Source organism: Rhizobium bangladeshense (genome assembly GCF_001662075.1).
In the GTDB taxonomy this organism is placed as follows: Bacteria; Pseudomonadota; Alphaproteobacteria; order Rhizobiales; family Rhizobiaceae; genus Rhizobium; species Rhizobium bangladeshense_B.
Genome location: NZ_LYPL01000001.1, coordinates 405,980 through 426,565, shown reverse-complemented (window position 1 = coordinate 426,565; position 20,586 = coordinate 405,980). Strand labels below are relative to the sequence as shown.

At 62.6% G+C, this 20,586-nt stretch carries 20 protein-coding genes; 13 read left to right on the top strand and 7 right to left on the bottom strand.

What is annotated here, in order from left to right; genetic code table 11:
• Positions 1–20: 20 nt before the first annotated feature.
• Positions 21–971 carry a signal peptide peptidase SppA gene (gene sppA / locus A7X77_RS02085; protein WP_064681351.1) on the bottom strand — a complete coding sequence of 317 codons (951 nt, stop codon included), beginning with the start codon at positions 969–971 and terminating at the stop codon, positions 21–23.
• 223 nt (positions 972–1,194) lie between these two features.
• Between sppA and lptC the strand changes: the two genes are divergently transcribed.
• From lptC to ptsN, 6 genes are all read left to right on the top strand, one after another.
• A complete protein-coding gene (lptC, locus tag A7X77_RS02080; RefSeq protein ID WP_064681350.1) occupies positions 1,195–1,860 on the top strand; it encodes an LPS export ABC transporter periplasmic protein LptC in 666 nt (221 codons plus the stop codon).
• Positions 1,861–1,875: 15 nt separating this feature from the next.
• Positions 1,876–2,511, top strand: a complete 636-nt coding sequence (locus A7X77_RS02075; RefSeq protein WP_064681349.1) for an LptA/OstA family protein — start codon at positions 1,876–1,878, stop codon at positions 2,509–2,511.
• A gap of 40 nt (positions 2,512–2,551) precedes the next feature.
• Positions 2,552–3,328: an LPS export ABC transporter ATP-binding protein gene (gene lptB, locus A7X77_RS02070; RefSeq protein WP_064681348.1), complete on the top strand. Its 777-nt coding sequence runs from the start codon at positions 2,552–2,554 to the stop codon at positions 3,326–3,328.
• Between the two features lie 194 nt (positions 3,329–3,522).
• Positions 3,523–5,082: an RNA polymerase factor sigma-54 gene (gene rpoN / locus A7X77_RS02065; RefSeq protein WP_064681347.1), complete on the top strand. Its 1,560-nt coding sequence runs from the start codon at positions 3,523–3,525 to the stop codon at positions 5,080–5,082.
• Positions 5,083–5,680: 598 nt separating this feature from the next.
• A complete protein-coding gene (hpf, locus tag A7X77_RS02055; protein WP_003570772.1) occupies positions 5,681–6,256 on the top strand; it encodes a ribosome hibernation-promoting factor, HPF/YfiA family in 576 nt (191 codons plus the stop codon).
• A gap of 74 nt (positions 6,257–6,330) precedes the next feature.
• A complete protein-coding gene (gene ptsN, locus A7X77_RS02050) occupies positions 6,331–6,795 on the top strand; it encodes a PTS IIA-like nitrogen regulatory protein PtsN (protein WP_003570770.1) in 465 nt (154 codons plus the stop codon).
• A 75-nt stretch (positions 6,796–6,870) separates the two neighbouring features.
• Here ptsN and A7X77_RS02045 read toward each other — a convergent pair whose 3' ends face one another.
• Both A7X77_RS02045 and A7X77_RS02040 read right to left on the bottom strand, forming a co-directional pair.
• Entirely contained in the window at positions 6,871–9,210 is a 2,340-nt protein-coding gene (locus A7X77_RS02045; RefSeq protein ID WP_064681345.1) for a methyl-accepting chemotaxis protein, read from the bottom strand.
• Positions 9,211–9,624: 414 nt separating this feature from the next.
• A complete protein-coding gene (locus tag A7X77_RS02040) occupies positions 9,625–10,518 on the bottom strand; it encodes a helix-turn-helix transcriptional regulator (RefSeq protein WP_082928746.1) in 894 nt (297 codons plus the stop codon).
• Positions 10,519–10,646: 128 nt separating this feature from the next.
• On the opposite strand from A7X77_RS02040, the gene A7X77_RS02035 reads away from it, so the two are divergent.
• The gene (locus A7X77_RS02035; protein WP_156668070.1) at positions 10,647–11,570 is read left to right on the top strand and encodes an SMP-30/gluconolactonase/LRE family protein; all 924 of its coding nucleotides are present in this window, start codon (positions 10,647–10,649) and stop codon (positions 11,568–11,570) included.
• A gap of 165 nt (positions 11,571–11,735) precedes the next feature.
• Here the strand turns inward: A7X77_RS02035 and A7X77_RS02030 are convergent, their stop codons facing one another.
• Both A7X77_RS02030 and A7X77_RS02025 read right to left on the bottom strand, forming a co-directional pair.
• Positions 11,736–12,635 carry a ribokinase gene (locus A7X77_RS02030; RefSeq protein WP_064681686.1) on the bottom strand — a complete coding sequence of 300 codons (900 nt, stop codon included), beginning with the start codon at positions 12,633–12,635 and terminating at the stop codon, positions 11,736–11,738.
• Between the two features lie 84 nt (positions 12,636–12,719).
• On the bottom strand, positions 12,720–13,943 hold the full coding sequence (locus tag A7X77_RS02025) for a DNA recombination protein RmuC (protein WP_064681343.1): 1,224 nt from the start codon (positions 13,941–13,943) through the stop codon (positions 12,720–12,722).
• Between the two features lie 203 nt (positions 13,944–14,146).
• Here A7X77_RS02025 and A7X77_RS02020 point away from each other — a divergent pair, with 203 nt between their 5' ends.
• The 6 genes from A7X77_RS02020 (at position 14,147) to truA (ending at position 18,761) form a co-directional block, all read left to right on the top strand.
• Positions 14,147–15,643 carry a globin-coupled sensor protein gene (locus A7X77_RS02020; RefSeq protein ID WP_064681685.1) on the top strand — a complete coding sequence of 499 codons (1,497 nt, stop codon included), beginning with the start codon at positions 14,147–14,149 and terminating at the stop codon, positions 15,641–15,643.
• Positions 15,644–15,741: 98 nt separating this feature from the next.
• Positions 15,742–16,257, top strand: a complete 516-nt coding sequence (gene def / locus A7X77_RS02015) for a peptide deformylase (protein ID WP_064681684.1) — start codon at positions 15,742–15,744, stop codon at positions 16,255–16,257.
• 65 nt (positions 16,258–16,322) lie between these two features.
• On the top strand, positions 16,323–16,583 hold the full coding sequence (locus A7X77_RS02010) for a FitA-like ribbon-helix-helix domain-containing protein (protein WP_064681342.1): 261 nt from the start codon (positions 16,323–16,325) through the stop codon (positions 16,581–16,583).
• Positions 16,580–16,999: a type II toxin-antitoxin system VapC family toxin gene (locus tag A7X77_RS02005; protein WP_064681341.1), complete on the top strand. Its 420-nt coding sequence runs from the start codon at positions 16,580–16,582 to the stop codon at positions 16,997–16,999. The genes A7X77_RS02010 and A7X77_RS02005 overlap by 4 nt, the downstream gene beginning before the upstream one ends.
• A 20-nt stretch (positions 17,000–17,019) precedes the next feature.
• Positions 17,020–17,955, top strand: coding sequence for a methionyl-tRNA formyltransferase (fmt, locus tag A7X77_RS02000; RefSeq protein WP_064681340.1), 936 nt, complete (start codon positions 17,020–17,022; stop codon positions 17,953–17,955).
• Positions 17,955–18,761 (top strand): tRNA pseudouridine(38-40) synthase TruA, encoded by an 807-nt coding sequence (truA, locus tag A7X77_RS01995; protein WP_064681339.1) that lies wholly within the window; start codon positions 17,955–17,957, stop codon positions 18,759–18,761. Before fmt ends, truA begins: the two co-directional genes overlap by 1 nt.
• Before the next feature lie 18 nt (positions 18,762–18,779).
• Here the strand turns inward: truA and A7X77_RS01990 are convergent, their stop codons facing one another.
• A complete protein-coding gene (locus tag A7X77_RS01990; RefSeq protein WP_064681338.1) occupies positions 18,780–19,376 on the bottom strand; it encodes a hypothetical protein in 597 nt (198 codons plus the stop codon).
• On the bottom strand, positions 19,363–20,556 hold the full coding sequence (gene dapE, locus A7X77_RS01985; RefSeq protein WP_064681337.1) for a succinyl-diaminopimelate desuccinylase: 1,194 nt from the start codon (positions 20,554–20,556) through the stop codon (positions 19,363–19,365). Before dapE ends, A7X77_RS01990 begins: the two co-directional genes overlap by 14 nt.
• Positions 20,557–20,586: the final 30 nt, after the last annotated feature.

Below are 20,586 nucleotides of genomic sequence, written 5' to 3'. Positions count from 1 at the left end.
CTTAAATTATTGATTTCTTATCAATCCCGGCCAACCTGCCAAACTGAAAGCAGCCCGTCAAGAAGCAACTTTGGGGGCAGGATTCCATTGATATCTTGGCCTTTGACGAGATCATCATAACCGAGGATCGTAATCAGCCGCGAAACAGCCCCAGCGAGCAGAAACGGCGTGTTGCTCTTCTTGTCCCAGTCCACCAACGGCAGATCGGCGTCGACCCCGCGCGATTTAAGATAGGCACGGATTTCGGGCTCGCCGCCGATCGTATCGACGAGTTTCGCCTGGAGCGCTTGCCGGCCGGTATAGATCGTGCCGTCGGCGAGCTTCAGCACCTCCTCGCGCGGAAGCTTGCGCCGGTCGGCCACGAGGTCGACGAACCAGTTGTAGCTGTCGAGCACCATATTGCGGATCATCGCCTTGGCCTCCTCGCTCGCCTCGTGGAAGGGCGAGGGCTCGGCCTTCAGCGGCGAGGATTTGATCTCCTGCAGCGAAACGCCGATCTTGTCGAGCAGCGGCTGGATCTGCGGATACTGAAAGATCACGCCGATCGAGCCGGTGATCGAGCTGTCGCCGGCAATGATCGTATCGCCGGCAGTGGCGACCATGTAGCCTGCCGAGGCGGCAAGCGTGCGCACGTCCGAGACGACGGGCTTCTTGGCCGATATGGCACGGATCGCCTTGAAGATTTTTTCGCCGCCATAGGTCGTACCGCCGGGCGAAGAGATCGAAATCACCGCTGCCTTCACCTGATCGCTGGTCTCGACCTTCTTCAGCCGCTCCAGGAGCTCGTCGTCGTCGACGATCAGTCCGGATATCGTCACATGGGCAATATGCGGGCGCTCGGTTCCGGCACCGCCGAAGGCGAAGCCGTAGAAGGCCAGGCCAAGCGCCACGACGAGGGCCACCGCGACGATGCGCCAGAAGCCGAGCTTGCGGCGCAGCCGCCGGCGATCGGCAATGATCGAACTGTCCATGAGATACCTCCAGCGCTGGCCGGCGTCGGCACGGCGCCGATCGATCCGGTGAAATTAGGTGGCAGCGGCGCGTACGAATGCACTTTTTGATGTTTTTCCGTTTTGTTGCTTGTTGCAGAAAAAATTCCATATTGGCAAGCCAATGTAATAATGCGAAACGAACTGTGATTGGCGGCCGGCTTTGTTATAAGGCGCGGCAATCACCGCAGATGGAACGAGACCTATGCTCGATACCCTGAAGAACAACGGAAATGCCGCTTATGTGGGCTCCGGCAGGAGCGCCTATGGCGATGCGTTGTTCCATTCCGCCCGCGTTCGGCGGCTGAAGATCCTGCTGCCGGTGGCCGCCCTCATCGTCGCCGCTGGCCTCGCGGCGGTGGCCCTGGTCAGCATCTACCTGCCCGAAAACGTCAAGTTCGAAGGGGCCAAGATCGAGAACGGCAAGGTCGTGATGGAAAAGCCCGCGATCGCGGGCCGCAATTCCGACGGCATCAATTATTCGATGCTCGCCGAACGGGCTTTGCAGGATATCCGCAATCCCGATCTCATCACGCTAGAGACCATCAAGGCGGCCGTGCCGATGAATGACGGCCTAATCGCCCGCGTCGTCGCCTCGACCGCCGATTACAACCGAGCCACCGACAATCTGCATATGACGGCCCCCTTCACCCTGGTGCTGAGCAGTGGCCTCAACGCGAAATTCCAGTCCGCCCGGCTCGACATCAAGGGCGGCAACATGCGCAGCGACGACCCCGTCACCATCACCAAGGACAATGCTTCCATTGTTGCGAAGACGCTTGAGATAACAGATAAGGGGCGGGTGATCACATTCGAGGGGAATGTTCGCATGAATGTCGATCCATCTACCATCCATAAACAGGGCACCTAACCAGCCGGGTCATCCATGACAAAAGATTGTCGCATTTCAGCTTGCAAGACGGGCGTAGCATTCATTGCCGGCGCGTTTGCCCTTATCCTGATGGCCTCGGGCGCCGGCGCGCAGCAGGCGACCGCCTCGATGTCGGGGATGAAGCTTTCCAACGACCAGCCGATCCAGATCGAAAGCGACAAGCTTGAGATCCATGACCAGGAGCACACCGCCCTCTTCACCGGCAACGTCAAGGTCGTCCAGGGAACGACGACGATGCAGTCCGGCAAGATGACAGTCTATTATAAGGACAAGGCGGCAAAGCCTGGCGCAGATGGGGCTCAGCCCGCCCAGCCGGAAAAGTCTGCCTCGCTCGCATCGGGAAGTGCCGATATCGACAAGATCCTGGTGACCGACAAGGTCCTGCTGACCTCGGGCACGCAGACGGCGACCGCCGATGACGGCAATTTCGACATGGCCTCGCAGACATTCATCCTGACGGCGGATCAGGGCAATAAGGTTATTCTGTCGGACGGGCCGAACGTCTTTACCGGGTGCAAACTGACCGTTCACATGCAAACCGGCCGGGCGGAGCTTGAAAGCTGCGGCGGGCGTGTCCAGATTCAGCTCGATCCGAAATCGCAGCCGAATGCGCAGCAGAAGCAGAACTGAGAAGTCGGCCTCCCACGTGAAATTATCATCGCTATCCACCATGTTCGGCCAGCCCGAGCCACAAGCTGCCGGTGCCGCCGACAAGAGTCGCTATCAGGGAACGCTGATCGCCCGTGGTCTGACGAAGACCTATGCGACGCGTCGCGTCGTCAACGGCGTTTCGCTGGTGGTGCGCCGCGGCGAGGCCGTCGGCCTGCTTGGTCCGAACGGTGCGGGCAAGACGACCTGTTTTTACATGATCACCGGCCTTGTGCCGGTGGATGAAGGCACGATCGAAATCGACGGCAACGACGTCACGACCATGCCGATGTACCGCCGCTCCCGCCTCGGCGTCGGTTACCTGCCGCAGGAAGCCTCGATCTTTCGTGGGCTGACGGTGGAAGAAAATATCCGCGCCGTCCTCGAAGTGCATGTCAAGGACAAGGTCGAGCGCGAGCAGAAGCTGAACGAGCTGCTGGAGGAATTTCATATCCAGAAGCTCAGAAAGAGTGCCGCCGTCGCTCTTTCCGGCGGCGAGCGCCGCCGTCTCGAGATCGCCCGTGCGCTGGCGACCGACCCGACCTTCATGCTGCTCGACGAGCCCTTTGCCGGTGTCGACCCAATCTCGGTCGCCGACATCCAGAACCTCGTCCATCACCTGACGGCGCGCGGCATCGGTGTTCTCATCACCGACCATAATGTGCGCGAGACGCTCGGTCTCATCGACCGCGCCTATATCATTCATGCCGGAGAAGTGCTGACCCATGGCCGGGCGAACGACATCGTCAACAATCCGGAAGTGCGCCGGCTCTATCTCGGCGACAAATTCAGCCTCTGACGCCGGATTAGGCTGATTTTCGACCAAATCGGAATCCGTCATGCTCCCGTCGGCGCGGAAATTCACCTTGCCGCTTAGTTCCGCTTGACCAAATGAGATAAAAAAGCAATTTTTGGGCCAACTTGGTTTCCGTGGCCTGAGGCGTTAACTGGACGCGGTTTCCCGGAGGAATTGAGGGGAGTTTCGCGTCCGTCATGGCACTGTCCGCCAATCTTTTCCTGCGCCAGAGCCAGTCCCTGGTGATGACACCGCAACTGATGCAATCCATCCAGTTGCTGCAGATGACGCATTTCGAGCTCAGCCAGTTCATCGCGCAGGAAGTGGAAAAGAACCCGCTGCTCGAATTCCCGTCAAACGACGGCGAGGCGGGCGACGAACGTGGTGCCGGTGAGGACGCGCAGTTTGGCCAGCCGCCGGAGGATGCCGGCTCGGACGACGGCGCCGACAATCACGCCGAGGCGCTCTCCAGCGACTGGTACGACAATGGCGGCAGCGAAAGCACCGGCCGGCTGAACGACGAGCTCGACGCCAATTATACCAATGTCTTTCCCGATGACGGTGGCCCGCAGCGCCTCGATGCACCGGAGCTTGTCGGCCAGTGGAAGTCGATGCCGGGCAGCGCCGAGGGCGCCGATTACGATCTCGACGATTTCGTCGCCGGCCAGCTGTCGCTGCGCGACCATCTCGCCCAGCAGATTCCCTTCATCCTGCCCGACATGACCGACCGGCTGATCGCGCAAAATTTCGTCGATCAGCTCGACGATGCCGGTTATCTGCAAGCCGATCTCGTCGAGACCGGCGAGCGGCTCGGCACGAGCCTGCCGCAGGTTGAACACGTCCTTGCTGCCCTCCAGACGCTCGATCCTCCGGGTGTTTTCGCCCGCAGCCTCGCCGAATGCCTGGCGATCCAGCTCAGGCAGAAGGACCGCTACGACCCTGCCATGCAGGCGCTGGTCGACAATCTCGAACTGCTGGCGCGGCGCGATTTCGCCACGTTGAAGCGGCTCTGCGGCGTCGACGAGGAAGACCTTCTCGACATGCTCGCCGAGATCCGCCAGCTCAATCCGAAACCCGGCAGCGGTTTCGAGGCAGGTGTTTCCGAAGCGATCATGCCCGATGTCGTCGTCAGGCCGTCGGCAGACGGCGGCTGGCTGGTCGAGCTCAATCCGGATACGCTGCCGCGCGTGCTGGTCAACCAATCGTATTTTTCGCGCGTGACCAGGAACGGTGAGGATCACGCCTTTCTGTCCGAGTGCCTGCAGAGCGCCAACTGGCTGACGCGCAGCTTGGACCAGCGGGCAAAGACCATCATGAAGGTGGCAAGTGAGATCGTCCGCCAGCAGGATGCCTTCCTGCTCAACGGCGTCGACCACCTGCGGCCGCTGAACCTGAAGACGGTGGCCGAGGCGATCAAGATGCACGAATCCACCGTCAGCCGCGTCACCTCGAACAAATATATGCTGACCCCGCGCGGCCTCTTCGAGCTCAAATATTTCTTCACCGTGTCGATCAGCGCCGTCGAAGGCGGCGACAGCCATTCGGCCGAGGCCGTGCGTCACAAGATCCGCGCCCTCATCATGCAGGAGAGCCCGGACGCGGTGCTCTCCGATGACGATATCGTCGATATGCTGAAGAAGGGCGGCATCGATCTCGCCCGGCGCACGGTGGCGAAATACCGGGAAGCGATGAACATCGCCTCCTCGGTCCAGCGCCGCCGCGAGAAGCGGGCGCTCGCCAAGGTCGCGGGCTTCTGAGCGGGTCTCATCCAGGCGCCGGTTTCGACCGCATCGGCAGCCATATCAGGTGTCACCACAGGCTGTCCGGCTAAATTGGTGGACTTCCTGCACGGTGCTGATTCTACTGCGTTTCAGACGTTTCTCAGCGCTTTAGACAAGTCAATTGTCGTTCTAAGAGATCCCCGCCCGCCACCAGCCGGGTTGAGCCGCCGACCTCGACTCCGCTGGGGGTGAGGGGCAGCCGTCGGCGCCAACCGGACAACAGTTGTGGCATCGCAATAATGAGAACCGTAAGGGCGGCACAGCTTAAGCGCGAAGCGTCGAAAGCCGTCGAAGCGGTGATCGTCGGGAGCGCTTGTCGGCAAGGAATCTTCCGCACGTTTTCCGCGCATCGCCGCAGGCCATTTTCGGCCCTATTGACTTTTTGGTAAGCTCTGGCTAGAAGCCCGCCGCAATCGACGCCGTGAGCGCCTTTTGAAGTTATCCCCATCATCCCAAGGGCACCGAGGACCCGCAGGCCTACGCCGATCTTGCTTGAGATTGCGCGAAGTGCTTGGATGAACCTGAGGCTTGGCGTAAACTGATACCCGCAAACGACCATAAGAAGGGAAACTCCATGAGTGTGCGTGTATCCGGGAAACATATGGAAATTGGTGAATCCTTCCGTCAAAAGATCGAGGACCAAATTGGTATGGCCATCACGAAATACTTCGACGGGGGGTATTCCGGCCAGGTGACCGTCGAAAAGGCGAGTTCTCGTTTCTCGGCAGATTGCAAGCTTCATCTCGACAGCGGAGTGGTGCTGCATGCCGCCGGCGAAGCAACCGATCCCCAGCTTGCCTTCGACGCCGCTTCCGAGCGCATCGAGAAGCGTCTGCGCCGCTACAAACGCAAGCTGAAGGACCATCATGCCGGAAACCACCTGAATGGTTTTGCAGAAGTCTCCTACACGGTCATGGACTCCGTTCCTGATCACGAGGATGAAATTCCCGACGATTTCGCCCCGGCGATCGTCGCTGAAAGCACGAAGCAGCTGAAGACCATGTCGGTCGCCACCGCCGTGATGGCGCTCGACATGACCGACGAGCCGCTTCTCCTGTTCCGCAGCCCCGGCAAGGAACACCTGAACATTGTTTACCGTCGCCACGACGGGAATATTGGCTGGATCGATTCGGCCAATATCAAAGGCTGAGATCAGGGCGGTGAGCGGCGGTATCGCCGCCGCTTCCCCGCATCATCTGATCCCGGCGACAGAAGGAAAAAGAAATGGCATTGGCAGATTTGCTCCATCAGGATGCGATCATTCCCGCCCTCAGAGTAAATTCCAAGAAACAGTTGCTTCAGGAATTGGCGGCACGAGCCGCAAGGATCACCGGGCTCTCCGAACGGGAGATTTTCGACGTCATCCTGCAGCGCGAACGCCTGGGCTCGACCGGCGTCGGCAACGGTATCGCCATTCCCCACGGCAAGCTGGTGAACATTCATTCGATCGTCGGCATCTTCGCCCGGCTGGAGCAGCCGGTCGATTTCGAAGCGCTGGACGACCAGCCGGTCGATCTCGTCTTCCTGCTGCTGGCGCCGGAAGGCGCGGGCGCCGATCATCTCAAGGCGCTGTCGCGCATCGCCCGCGTCCTGCGCGATCACGATCTGGTGGCAAAGCTGCGCGCCACCGATTCCGCCTCGGCGATCTACGCCTTCCTCAACGAAGAGCAGACCTCGAACGCGGCCTGAACCGCTTTTATTCCTGATAAAAAAGGCGCCTGATTTCGCAGGCGCCTTTTTTCATCATAGGACGGAACGGAACGATCAGAACTCTTCCCAGCTATCCTGCGCCACGGCGGCGGAACCGCGCGACGGCGTGGCCGGTCGGCGGCCTGCCGGGGCGGCGGCCCGAGGCGAAGCGGCTGGGGCAGCCGGCGCCCGCATCTGCTGGGCGACGGCGGTGAGCTGAGCGGCGTTGCCCGAACCGGAGACGCGGAAGCGTGTGGCGAGCGCCTTCAGCGTCTGCGCCTCGTCGTTGAGCGCCACGCTGGCGGCGGTCGCTTCCTCGACCATCGCCGCGTTCTGCTGCGTCACCTGGTCCATCTGGTTCATGGCCTGGTTGATTTCCTTCAGCCCGACGGCCTGCTCGCTCGCCGAGGCCGAGATCTGCCGGATGAGGTCGTTGATGCCCATCACCTGTTCGGCGATCTTGTGCAGCGCGCCGCCGGCACGCCCGACGAGATCGACGCCCTCCTTGACCTGGACGGCGGAGGTGTTGATCAGCGTCTTGATCTCCTTGGCGGCGTTGGCCGAACGCTGCGCGAGTTCGCGCACTTCCTGGGCGACCACGGCAAAACCCTTGCCGGCTTCCCCGGCCCGCGCCGCCTCGACGCCGGCATTCAGCGCCAGCAGATTGGTCTGGAAGGCGATTTCGTCGATGACGCCGATGATCCGCGAGACCTCGGTCGAAGACTGTTCGATCCCCTGCATCGAGGCGATCGCCCTCTGCACCACCTCGCCGGATCTTTCGGCATCCTGGCAGGCGAGGCTGACGTTGTCGGCCGCCGTGCGCGCATTCTCGGCGCTGGAATCGACCTGAGCGGTGAGCTCGTTGAGCGCGGCCGCCGTCTCTTCCAGGCTGGCTGCCTGCTGTTCGGTGCGCTTGGCGAGGTCGGAGGCGCTGTTGCTGATCTCGCCGGTGCCCGAACCGATATTGGCGACGCTGAGGGTCATTGTGTTGATGGTCTCTTCGAGGCTTGCAAGCGCCGCGTTGAAATCCTGCTTCAACTTGCCGTATTCGCCGGGGAAGTCGTCGGTGATGCGGTGGCCGAGATTGCCGCGCGACAGCTCGGAAAGGCCGGCGCCGACGATCGAGACGATACGGCGCTGCTGCGACACCGATTCCTGGCGTTCCGATTCCGAGCGGCCGCGTTCGGCCTCCGCCGCCTGCCGCTCTCTGGCAGCCTCGTCTTCGAGGCGCTTGGCATCGGCGAGCGCAAAGCGGAAGCCTTCGAGCGCCTTGGCGACCGAACCGACCTCGTCGCTCCGATCCTGGGCTGCGAGCGGCTGCTCGTAATGGCCGTCGCTCAGGGCCTTGACGCTGGCGACCAGCCCGCCGAGCGGCCGCTGCACGAGCGAACGGACGGCGAAATAGAGCGCCAGCATGACCGCGCCGAGCACGATGAGCCCGTTGATGATCATCATGTAGGTCTGGTCTTTGACCGGCGCGTTGATCGCGGTGTGCGGGACATCGACGAGCACGACCCAGGTGGCGTTGACGCCGGGAACGGCGAAGGGATAGACGACGCGATCGAAGGGATCGAGGCCGTCATAGGTCAGGTTCCTGACGAGGCCGGGCTCTTTGTTCGACAGCGCCGCCTTGACGACCTCGGCGCCTTCGCCGTCATATTGCTTGGTCATCAGGTCGGGGATCGGCGCGACGATCCAATTGCCGGCCTGCGACAGCAGCGTCACGCGGCCGGAGCCGAAAGGATGCAGCGCCTGCAGCTTGTCGGTGAGCGACTTCAGCGAAATGTCGACACCGGCGAGACCGATCATCTTGCCGCCCGCCGTAACGGGATAGGCGATCGAGGTCAGCAGCGTCGGGACATCCGTTCCCTCGGCAAGGTAAGGCGTGGTGATCGCGCCCTTGCCGCTGTCGGCGGCGAGCTTCCACCATTCGGCGGTATAATCATTGTCGAAGGTTGAGTATTGGACACCGCCATCCTTGGTCTTCGACCAGTAGGGCGTGAAGGCGCCGTTCTTGTTCGTGCCTTCGTCATTATTGTTGGCGATCTCGGTGGTCTTGCCGTCGAGCGCGCCGAGCTGCTCGCAGAACCAGCTGCCGAAGGCGAAGGCGTTCTGCTCGAGATTGGCTTTCAGCACATTGATCATGCCCTTGCGGTCGAGCGACTTGCCCTCATGGCCGCGGCCGATCACGCCCGACATGGTGCGCGCGGCACTGGCGAGTTCGCCGACATTGGCGGCGATTTCGTTGGCGATCGATTTTGCCTCGAGGCTGGCCTGATCCATCGTCAGCGTCTGGACACGATCCCGTGTCTGGCCGATGAGGAAAAGGTTCGAGACGATGAGAACAAGCGCGATAGCGATGCCGGTGATGACGAGAAGTTTCGCCGCAAGCGATTTCATGCGAAAAATAGACATGGGGTCCTCGGGCAAGGATACGCCGAACGGGCATTCTCCGGCGATAGGAGCGAAGGCATCGCCCCGTCATGGAGCAGCCGCCTGCAACGGCGTGCGTCTTTCAGGACGCCACGGGGCGTTGCAGCACTTTGAACTGGCGGCCGGCTGCAAGAACGAAGGGCGCCGGCGACCACGAGGAAGATCGCCGGAAATACCTTAAATTTGAATGAAACTCGAATGGTCGAGGCAAGGAAAACCGCAGAAATTCCCTCAAAACCAATGGGTTTTCTCGGCGGCTTCGCAAAGAGACTGAAACTATATTCTGTCCGCGACGTCCTTGCTTGACCGGATCGATGGCTGCGCTCCCGATTTGAGGCATGCAAGCGAACCGGCGATCGCGGTCTCCGCCCGCGATCTACACGTCGAGCTTGTCGGCTACCCGTTGAGCATCAGGTCGGAATGACGGAGCGTGCTGGGGTTGGAGCCGAATGCCGCCCTGAAGTGCTTTGCGAAATGGGCCCTCGATGCATAGCCCACCGCGATGGCGGCGGTTTGCGCGCTCTCGCGCTGCGCCATCAAATGCCGCGCCGCCAACATCCTTTCGCGCCGCAACAGTTTGGCGAAAGAGATACCTTCCTCCGCTAGTCGCCGGCGCATGGTGGATTCCGACAGGCCAATCATCCTCGCAACCTCGGGCGCCCGCCAGTCACGGGAGAGGTCGCTGGTGATCAGCCCAAGCACGCGCCCCGTGATCGACACGTCGAACATGGGACGCGCTGCCGGATCGCCATGGAGGAGCGCGAGAAGTTCGGTCAGCCGCGAGCGCCGCACGGAGGAGTGCGCGGGGCCATCGGCGATCGCCGAGGCGGCATGAATCACGGCATCGACCAGATGTGGCGTCAGCTCGACTTGAAGGGGCTCGACGACAGCCCTGCGACGGTCGGCAATCGTCGACCGAACGCTGGCCTCGAGCAGGGTCGAAACGTCCGGCACTTCGAGGATCAACGACTGATAGAAGCCGTGGCTCTCGTCCGGCAGATTGAGGATGTCCATTTTCGTCTTTGCTGGCAGGACAAACAGCGAGCCGGCGCAAAGCGCAGAGCCGTTCATGCCGCGCCAGACTTCCTTGGCCCCGGAGACGACAACGCCCAGGATCGGATGCGGAAGTTCGATGGCGATCAGACGTTCCTTGGCCAGGGCACAATAGGAAAACAGGTTCTCGCCATGCGCGAGACTGCCCCCGGTGCCCGCCGCTCGAAACCGTGCCAATCCCTCCAGCAGTGCGGAAGAGAGCGCTTGTTGTGATGCCTTCCCGATGTCCATGCGCATGACTTTATCCGATGGGCATGGCTGCGAAAATGATGGATTGACCGAAACGGGTTCATCTCCGGTCGAAGGGGGTGCTATGAGGCGCTGCTTTCCCGCAAATCTAGCCACTCCGCAACAGGAGTGAGCTTATGAGACGGATGATTTCCAGGAAGGTGCTGCAGGCCACGGCGGCGGCGATCTTTGTAGCGACCAGCACCCCGACCAATGCCTCCGCCGAGGAGACGGCGAAGGTCGTCACTGTTATCGATGGGTTTCAGTCACCCGAGAGCGTCCTGACCGTCGCCGATCGCCGCTTCGTCTCGAATATCGGGAAGGCGCTCGATCCCATGGCGAAGGACGGCGACGGCTTCATCTCCGAGGTTTCCGCCGACGGCAAGATCGTGACGCTGCGAGCTTTCCCGCCCGCCGGCGAGACGCTCGATGCGCCGAAGGGCATGGCTGCGATTGGCGGCCGGCTCTATGTCGCCGATATCGACCGCGTCGTCGGTTTCGACCTTACGAGCGGGGCGCGCGTCTTCGAGCAACGCCTTCCGGGAGAAGAGCCAGCACTCGCGAACGATGTCGTCGCGACCGCGGGCGGGCAATTGCTGCTGACCGATAGCCTGCGCAACGCCGTTTATCGGCTCGACCCGAAGGCCGGCAGCATCGCCGAGCTCGCCAGCGGCATTCCCGGCGCGAACGGGATCACCGTCGAGCCGCAAAGCGGGCGCGCGCTCGTGGCGGGAATCGGCAAGAATTTCGGCGGCGGCGATATTTTCGCCATTGACGAGAGCGGCAAGGCAAGCCGCCTCGAACAGTCGCCGCATGGCCTGTTCGACGGACTGGCGACGCTGCCGGATGGGCGCCTGGCGGTCTCGGATTGGAAGGCGGTCGATCGCCCGGTTCCTGGAGCGCTGATCCTCTTCTCGGTCAATGGCGCTCCGACCGGCGAAATCCGGTTGGAGCGGGACATTCATGGCCCTGCCGATTTCTCCGTCGACGGCGCGGCCGGCACGCTCTGGATACCGGCGACGCGCGACAATCAGATCGTGATTGTCCGCCCGGGTGGCTAGCTCGGGCACGCGCTGATCTTCTGCTGCCTGAACACGCGCAATGCCGGCACGGACGTCAGCCTCGATCCGAGGCGGCCGCCGGTCGGCGGGCACGTCGGCAAGGAAAACCGCAGAAACTCCCTCAAAACTAATGGTTTTCTCGGCGGCTTCGCAAAGATACCGAAACTATATTCTGTCCGCGACGTCCTTGCTTGACGGGATCGATGGCTGCGCACCCGCTTTGAGGCATGCGAGCGAACCGGCGACGGCCGCGCGGCGCAGCGCCGAGGCAAAATCGAGGCCGTCGTCGAGGCTTGCGGCGAAATAACCGCAGAAGGTGTCTCCCGCCCCCACCGTATCGACAGGATCGATTTTCAGGCCTTGCGCCCTGGAAATGACCCCGTCGCGGATGGCGATGACGCCATCGCCGCCGAGTGTGACGATCAGCGTCTGGCCGGTCTCCTGGTGCAGGCGGTGAAGGGCTGCCTCGCGTGCTTCGGCGTCCATGCCGTCCTGCCCGGCGAGCCGCTCGAACTCGGTTTCGTTGGCGATGACGATATCGGCCAGGCGCCCGAGACGCGGCGCATCGGGGATCAGCGGCGCGAGGTTGAGGATGCTGGTGATGCCCTTGGCGCGGGCAGCCGACAGTGCACGTTCGACGGCATCGACCGGTACTTCGAGCTGCAGCATCAGGATATCGCCTTCGTTCATCCAGCCGACCGCCGTCTCGGCATCGCCAGCTGTTACCAGGCCATTGGCGCCGGGGACCACGGCGATCATGTTCTCGCCATCGCCGCCGACGAGGATCAGCGCCGTGCCTGTGGGGCCGTCGACATGCTTGACCAGGGAGAGGTCGGTTCCGGCGTCATCGAGCAGGGCGAGCGCGTCGGCGGCAAAACCATCCTTGCCGACGGCGCCGGCCATATGCACATAGCGGCCGGCGCGGCGGGCTGCCAGCGCCTGATTGGCGCCCTTGCCGCCGGCGGCCGTGGCAAATCCGTTGCCGGCGACCGTCTCGCCGGGCTTCGGCAGGCGCGCGGTCGTGGCGATGAGATCCATGTTGATGGACCCGAAAACTGTGATCATGAGGATGTCCCGTCCTTTGGAACACGCGGCGACGCCATGTTCCAACTCTTATCCGAAATGCGGGGCAGACACTGCCCGAAGCGGTCACTCTTCGTCAACCACCCGAAGCTTGAGAAGACCGGTGCGGCTTTCCACCGATTTGGCTGGGGCCTCGTCGTCGCGAGCCGGCCTGATATCGCCGCCCGCCTCGAATTCCAGCGCTTCGATCTTGGCGCCGCGTCTGGTGAGCTTGTCGGCTGATGTGACGACCATGTCGATATCCTTCTGCGCCATGGCGAAATGACCCTGAAGCTTGCGCACCCGCTCGTCGAGGCGGCCGAGATCGTCCATCAGCAGCGCCACCTCGCCCTGGATCAGATGCGCCTGTGCCCGCATGCGCTGGTCCTTCAGCACGGCCTGGATAACCTGGATCGACAGCATCAGCAGCGACGGCGAGACGATGACGATGCGCGCCCGGTGCGCCTTCTGCACCACCGGCTCGAAATTTTCGTGGAGCTCGGCAAAGATCGATTCGGACGGCACGAAGAGAAAGGCGGTATCCTGGGTTTCTCCCTGGATCAGATACTTCTCGGCAATATCCCGGATGTGGATCTCCATGTCGCGGCGGAACTGCTGGCCGGCGAGCTTGGCAGCCTCGGGGCTGCCGGCGTCGCGGATGGCGTTCCAGGCCTCGAGCGGGAATTTCGCGTCGATGACGAGCGGCGGCGCGCCGTTCGGCATGCGGATCGTGCAGTCCGGCCGCGAGCCGTTGGACAGTGTCTGCTGGAAGGCGTAGGCGCCCATCGGCAGGCCGTCGGCAACGATCGTCTCCATCCGCGACTGGCCGAAGGCGCCGCGCGTCTGCTTGTTGGAAAGGATCGCCTGCAGCCCGACGACGTCCTTGGCGAGCGACTGGATATTGTTCTGAGCCGCATCGATGACCGCCAGCCGCTCCTGCAGCCGCTGCAGGTTTTCATGCGTCGATTTGGTCTGCTCGGTGATCGTCGAGCTCATGCGCTGCGACATGCCGTCGAGGCGTTGGTTGATCGACTGATTGAGTTCGCTTTGCCGCGCGCCGAAGACCTCGGCCATGGCCGTGATGCGGCCCTGCATCTCCGCCTGGATTTTCAAAAGCTCGGCCATGCGCATAGCACTTTCCCTGGCGCGCAGATCCGCCTCCTCCGCCTGTTCGCGGCGAAGGCCGGCGGCGCGCAGAGAAAGGACGATCACCAGCAGGATGAGGGCTGCAACAACGCCGCCGGCCAGCGCCAGCATGGCCGGGCTGATCGAGGCGACGGAAGCTGCGAGCGATTCGGAAGTGACGGTCATGGCGCAACCATAACAGAAGATGCGGCAAGATATAGATCAAAACGTGAACGAAATCGGCGATCCTCAATATCTTCCAGGACCGCCGCGCCTTGCTGGCCAACGCGGAAAATCGCGGCCGGATTTAACGATTGCTCAACCATATTCGCCAAAAGCTGTGGCGCAGAATTCCCTCCCGCGCCGTCGCGCCAAATACAGAGATACCCATGACATCCCAGCAGACCGACAGCGCGCTCAAGCAGCGTCTCGATTTCATCGAACTGGACGAGGCGGCGCGCAAGTCGATGCGGGAGCTGCGCCCTGTCATTGCCGAGCTGATCGGCGGCGCCCTCGATAAATTCTACGCCAAGATCGCCAGGACTCCCGCTGTCTCGAGCTTCTTCAAGGACAAGAGCGATGTCGGCCATGCCAAGAAGCGGCAGCAGGATCATTGGGCCAATCTTGCAAGCGGTACGTTTGATGAGCGCTATGTCGAAGGCGTAACTGCCGTCGGCCGCACGCATGCCCGCATCGGGCTGGAGCCGCGCTGGTATATCGGCGGTTATGCCATCGTCATGTCCGAGCTCGTCAAGGGCATCATGGAGAAGCAGTGGCCGTCGATCTTCGCGCGCCAGCAGGGCAGGCAGCTGGCCGAGAAGCTGTCCGCCGTCATCAAATCAGGCATGCTCGACATGGATTATTCCATCTCGATCTATCTCGAGACGCTGGAAGCCAAGCGCCGTGCGTTGGAAGAGGAGCGCGCCAAGGCGCAATCCGACCAGGCCATCGCGCTGGAGCAGCTGCGCCGCGGCCTGGAAGCACTGTCGAACGGCGATCTCGAAGCCACTTTGCCATCCGACCTGTCGGGTGATTTCAGGCAGATGGCCGAGCATTACAACCGCGCCGTCAGCGCTCTTCGCCAGTCTTTCGCATCCGTGCGAGACACGTCGGGCCAGATCATGAGCGGCGCCGACGTCATTTCCAATGCGACGAACGACCTGGCGCTGCGCACCGCCCAGCAGGCTGCAGGCGTCGAGGAAAGCTCGGCGGCCCTTCAGCAGCTTTCCGTCAGCGTCGGCCAGACCGCCGCCAATGCCGAAAAGGCTTCCGGCGCCGTGCGTGAGACACAGCAAAAGGCGAAGAATTCGGGTGAACTCGTCACCAGCGCCGTCTCGGCGATGGCCGGCATCGAAAAATCCTCGACCGAAATTTCCAAGATCATCGGCGTCATCGACGAGATCGCCTTCCAGACCAATCTGCTGGCGCTGAATGCCGGCGTCGAAGCGGCGCGCGCCGGTGATGCCGGCAAGGGTTTTGCCGTCGTCGCCCAGGAAGTCCGCCAGCTCGCCCAGCGCACGGCTGAAGCCGCCAAGGAGATCAAGAACCTGATCTCGCAGAGCTCGACGCAGGTCAACGAGGGTGTGGGCATCGTCTCCAGCACCGGCGAGGCGCTGAACGACATGATCAGCCGCATCGATATCATCAACCGCTTCGTCGCCGATATTGCTGCTGCCGCCCGCGATCAGGCAACCGGCGTCAACGAGGTCAGCGTGGCAATCCGCAGCATGGGCGAAATCACCCAGCAGAATTCCGGCATGGTCGAACGCACCTCGGCGGAAACCCGCCGCCTCACCGATGAGGTGGGCAAGCTGATCGAGCTGCTGCAGCATTTCCGCGCCCGGCCGGGAGGCCGCGCCGTCACGGCTGCCCGCCGTGCGGCTTGACGCGAATATGGCAAAATTCCGGGCGGGGATGCAAAAAAGCGTCTTCCCCGCCCGCCGGATAATTCCATAGTGAGAAAAGATGGGTTATGGGAACGCCCATGACCATCAAGCCACTCATCATTCTTCCCGATCCCATTCTCCGCCAGCTGTCCCAGCCGATCGAGCGGGTGGACGCCGACCTGCAGCGCCTTGCCGACGACATGCTGGAAACCATGTATGACGCGCCGGGCATCGGCCTTGCCGCCATCCAGATCGGCGTGCCGCGCCGCATGCTCGTCATCGATGTGTCGCGCGAGGGCGAGGAAAAGCAGCCGCAGGTCTTCATCAACCCCGAGATCGTCAAATCCTCTGACGAACGCTCGGTCTATGAGGAAGGCTGCCTGTCGATTCCTGATTATTATGCCGAGGTCGAGCGCCCGGCTCTCGTCTCGGTCAAATATCTCGACCGCAACGGCAAGGAACAGATCGTGGAAGCCGACGGCCTGCTCGCCACCTGCCTGCAGCACGAGATCGACCATCTGAACGGCGTGCTGTTCATCGATTATATCTCGCGGCTGAAGCGGGAGATGGTGATCAAGAAGTTCACCAAGGCGGCGAAATCCAAGGCGCTCTGAGCGTTGCGTTGAAAATGATTCGACGAAGCATTATGATATCGTTGATATCATAATGGAGGTGCCGAATGGGTGACCTGCTTATTCGCGATGTTCCAGACGCAATGAAGCGGCAACTTCAGGAAAGCGCGCAGCGTAATGGCCGCAGCCTTTCGGAAGAGGCGATTGAAATCATCCGCCGGCAGATTGCGGTCGGGCGTTCGGGGGCTTCCGCCGGGCAGCGCCTGCGCTCGCTGATGAGCGATGAAAAGTTGAGCGATAAGGAGGTGGAAGCTATCGCCGCATCTCGTCACGAACACGACCGCCAACCGCCGCGCTTCGACACATGATCGTCCTCGATACGAACGTGATTTCCGAGTTGCAGGGGAGGACCCATAGCGAGCGGATCTTGAGCTGGCTTGATGGTTACGACGTCGAGATGCTTTTCCTGACGACGATCGCCGTCGCTGAAATGCGCTGTGGTTTTGAACTTCTTGATGACGGCAGGCGGAAGGCAACATTGATATCCGACTTCAACAGGATCGAGTCGGAATTTGCCGGCCGCGTGCTCGGTTTTTCCCTGAGCGCGGCCAATCGTTACGGCCTCCTGGCGGCGCAGCGCAGGAAGGCGGGACGGCCGATGGAGACCAAGGACGCGATGATCGCCGCCATCTGTCTTGCAAACGGCGCCACGCTCGCCACCCGCAACGCCCGAGATTTCGAGGGGCTTGATCTCAAGCTCGTAAACCCGTTTGAAGACGATTGATCCTCAATTGGCGAGATAGAATGTCTCTTAGCATTATCTTCATGGGAACCCCGGAGTTCTCGGTTCCGACCCTGCGCCTGCTCGTCGATGCCGGCCACAGGATCGTCGCCGTCTATACGCAGCCGCCGCGGCCGGGTGGCCGGCGCGGACTCGATCTGCAGAAATCGCCGGTGCATCAGGCGGCCGAGCTGCTCGGTCTCCCGGTCTTCACGCCGGTCAATTTTAGGGATGCGGAGGAGCGCGAGAGGTTTGCCGCGTTGAAGGCCGATGTCGCCGTCGTCGTCGCCTACGGGCTACTGCTGCCGGAGGCGGTTTTGAACGGCACCCGCAACGGCTGCTATAACGGTCATGCCTCGCTGCTGCCGCGCTGGCGGGGCGCTGCGCCGATCCAGCGCGCGATCATGGCCGGCGATGAAAAGACCGGCATGATGGTGATGAAGATGGACAAGGGTCTCGATACCGGCGCCGTCGCCCTGACCCGCGAGGTCGAGATCGGCCCGAACATGACCGCTGGCGAATTGCACGACCGGCTGATGCAGGTCGGCGCCAAGGCGATGGCGGAAGCCATGGTGAAGCTGGAGATGAACGACCTGCCGCTGACGCCGCAGCGGCAAGACGGCGTGCTTTATGCCGCCAAGATCGACAAGGCCGAGTCGCGCATCGATTTCGCTAGGCCGGCGCCGGATGTGCACAACCATATCCGCGGCCTGGCGCCGTTTCCGGGCGCCTGGTTCGAAGTCGAGATCGGCGGCAGGCCGGAGCGGGTGAAGGTGCTCGGCTCGGAACTGGGTGAGGGAGAGGGCGCTGCGGGCCAGTTGCTGACCGACGACCTTGTCGTCGCTTGTGCTTCCGGCGCGGTGCGGCTGACCAAGCTGCAGAAGGCGGGTGGCAAGCCGCTTGCCGCGGCGGATTTCCTCCGCGGTATGCCGCTTGCCGCCGGCACGAGGCTTTCCTGATGCCGCGTTTCCGCATGACCGTCGAATATGACGGCGGCCCCTATGTCGGCTGGCAGCGGCAGGAGAACGGTCCTTCGGTGCAGGGCGCGATCGAAGCGGCGGTGCTGTCGCTGACCGGCGAGACCGTATCCGTCCGCGGCGCCGGCCGCACCGATTCCGGCGTCCACGCCATGGGACAGGTAATCCATGCCGATCTTTCGAAGGAATGGTCGCCCTATCAGCTGCAGAATGCGCTGAACGCGCATCTGAGGCTTGCCGGCGAGCGCGTCTCCATTCTCGACGTCGAGGCGGTTCCCGAATTCTTCGATGCCCGCTTCTCGGCGCTGCGTCGCCATTATCTCTACCGTATCGTCAGCCGCCGGGCGCCGCTGGCGCTCGACGCCGGCAAGGCCTGGTGGGTGCCGAAGACACTCGACCACGAGGTCATGCACGCCGCCGCCCAGCGGCTGGTGGGCAGGCACGATTTCTCCACCTTCCGCTCCGCCCATTGCCAGGCAAACAGCCCGGTGCGCACCCTCGATCGGCTCGACGTGACGCGCAGCGGCGCGCTGATCGAGATCCGCGCCACCGCGCAGAGCTTCCTCCACAACCAGATCCGTTCCTTCGCCGGCACGCTCAAGCTCGCCGGCGAAGGCAAGTGGACGCCCGACGATGTCGAGGCGGCGCTCGAAGCGCGCAACCGCAAGGCCTGCGGCCCGGTGGCGCCGCCCGACGGGCTTTATTTCCTGCAGGTGGATTATCCCGAGGTGATCACCGACCGTCGCAGGCCGCTCACTGACACCGATGACGGTGATGATCTATCGTAGAGCCTCCTCGGCCCCGGCTCATGCGGGATAGATGCCGAGGAAGTGCTGCAGATATTCCGAGAGAATCATCGACGGCACCAGCAGCACCAGCGTCAGCGCGCCGACCATCAGCGCTTGATCATGGCAGATCATCCTGAGGATGCGCGCCAGCGCGAAGACCTGCGCCAGCATAAAGGCGAGCAGCAGCAGCGAGACGAGGCCGACGGTGCCGGGCAGGAAGAACACCAGCGCCAGTAGCAGGCCGTTGATATAGGAGAGCGGCACGCCGAGCCAGTTGACGCTGACGACGACGGGGGCGAAGCGCTCGCCCATGCGGAAGGCCAGCAGCAGCAGCCCGGCAAAGACCAGCGGTACGAACCAGTTGGCGACCTCGACGAGGCCGAGCCTGACAAAAAAGGCAAAATTGACATCGGCTTCCGGCGGCATCGACCGCAGGAAGGCCTGTCGCCACCAGAGCCAGGAAATGCCCATCGGCGGCAGGCACCAGGCCATCGCCCAGAACGAGCGGTTGACGCCGCGCTCCGACAGATCGAGGAAGCGGAAGCCGCGCGGATCCATCCGGATCAGCAGCCACAGGCCGGCCAGATAATACTGGACTTCCTTAAGACCCGGCATGGGCGAACCAGCGGTCGATGAAGGTCTCGTAGATCGCCGTCAGCGTCTCCAGATCGGCAACGGCGACACGTTCGTCGACCATGTGCATCGTCTGACCGACCAGGCCGAACTCGACGACCGGGCAAAAGTCCTTGATGAAGCGGGCATCCGACGTGCCGCCGGTGGTCGAAAGCGTTGGCGACCGGCCGGTGACGCTTTCGACGGCCGAAGACAGTGAGGCGATCAAAGCATTGTTGCGGGTGAGGAAGACGTGGCTCGGCCGGTCGGCCCAGACGATATCGTATTTCACCGGCTCCCGGCCCGGACGCAGCTGGCCGTTGCCGGCGGCGGCATCGAGCCGCCGCAAGATTTCCGCACGCAGCGTATCGACGGTCCAGCTGTCGTTGAAGCGGATGTTGAAGCTTGCCGATGCCTTTGCCGGAATGACGTTCGTGGCGGGATTGCCGACATCGACGGTCGTCACTTCGAGGTTCGACGGCTGGAAATCGTCGGTGCCGCCGTCGAACGGCGGATCCATCAGCGCCTGCGTCAGCTGGACGATGCCGCGCACCGGATTGTCGGCCAGATGCGGATAGGCGGCATGGCCCTGCACGCCATGCACGGTGATCCTGCCCGATAGCGAGCCGCGTCGGCCGATCTTGATCATGTCGCCGAGCCTGTCGGGATTTGTCGGTTCGCCGACCAGGCAGGCGTCCCAGCGCTCGCCGCGCTCCGAGGCCCATTGCAGCAGCTTGACGGTGCCGTTGATTGCCGGGCCTTCTTCGTCGCCGGTGATCAGCAAGGAAATCGAGCCGGCCGGCGCGCCGTTCTTCTCGATATGGCGGGCGACGGCGGCGACGAAACAGGCAATGCCGCCCTTCATGTCGACGGCGCCGCGGCCGAAGAGCTCGCCCTTTGAAATCTCGGCGGCAAACGGCGGATGTGTCCAGGCGGCTTCGTCGCCGACCGGCACGACATCGGTATGGCCGGCAAACATCAGATGCGGGCCTTCGCTGCCGAGGCGAGCATAGAGGTTCTCGATATCGGGCGTTCCCTCTTCGCGCGCCGTCACCTTGTCGACGGTAAAGCCGAGCGGCGCGAGCATGGCGTCGAGCGCCGTGAGCGCGCCGCCTTCGGCGGGCGTCACGGACGGGCAGCGAATCAACGTCTGGAGATTGGCGACGGGGTCGGTAGCGGTCATGGCGTCGAACTATCCGGCGGGAATGGCAAA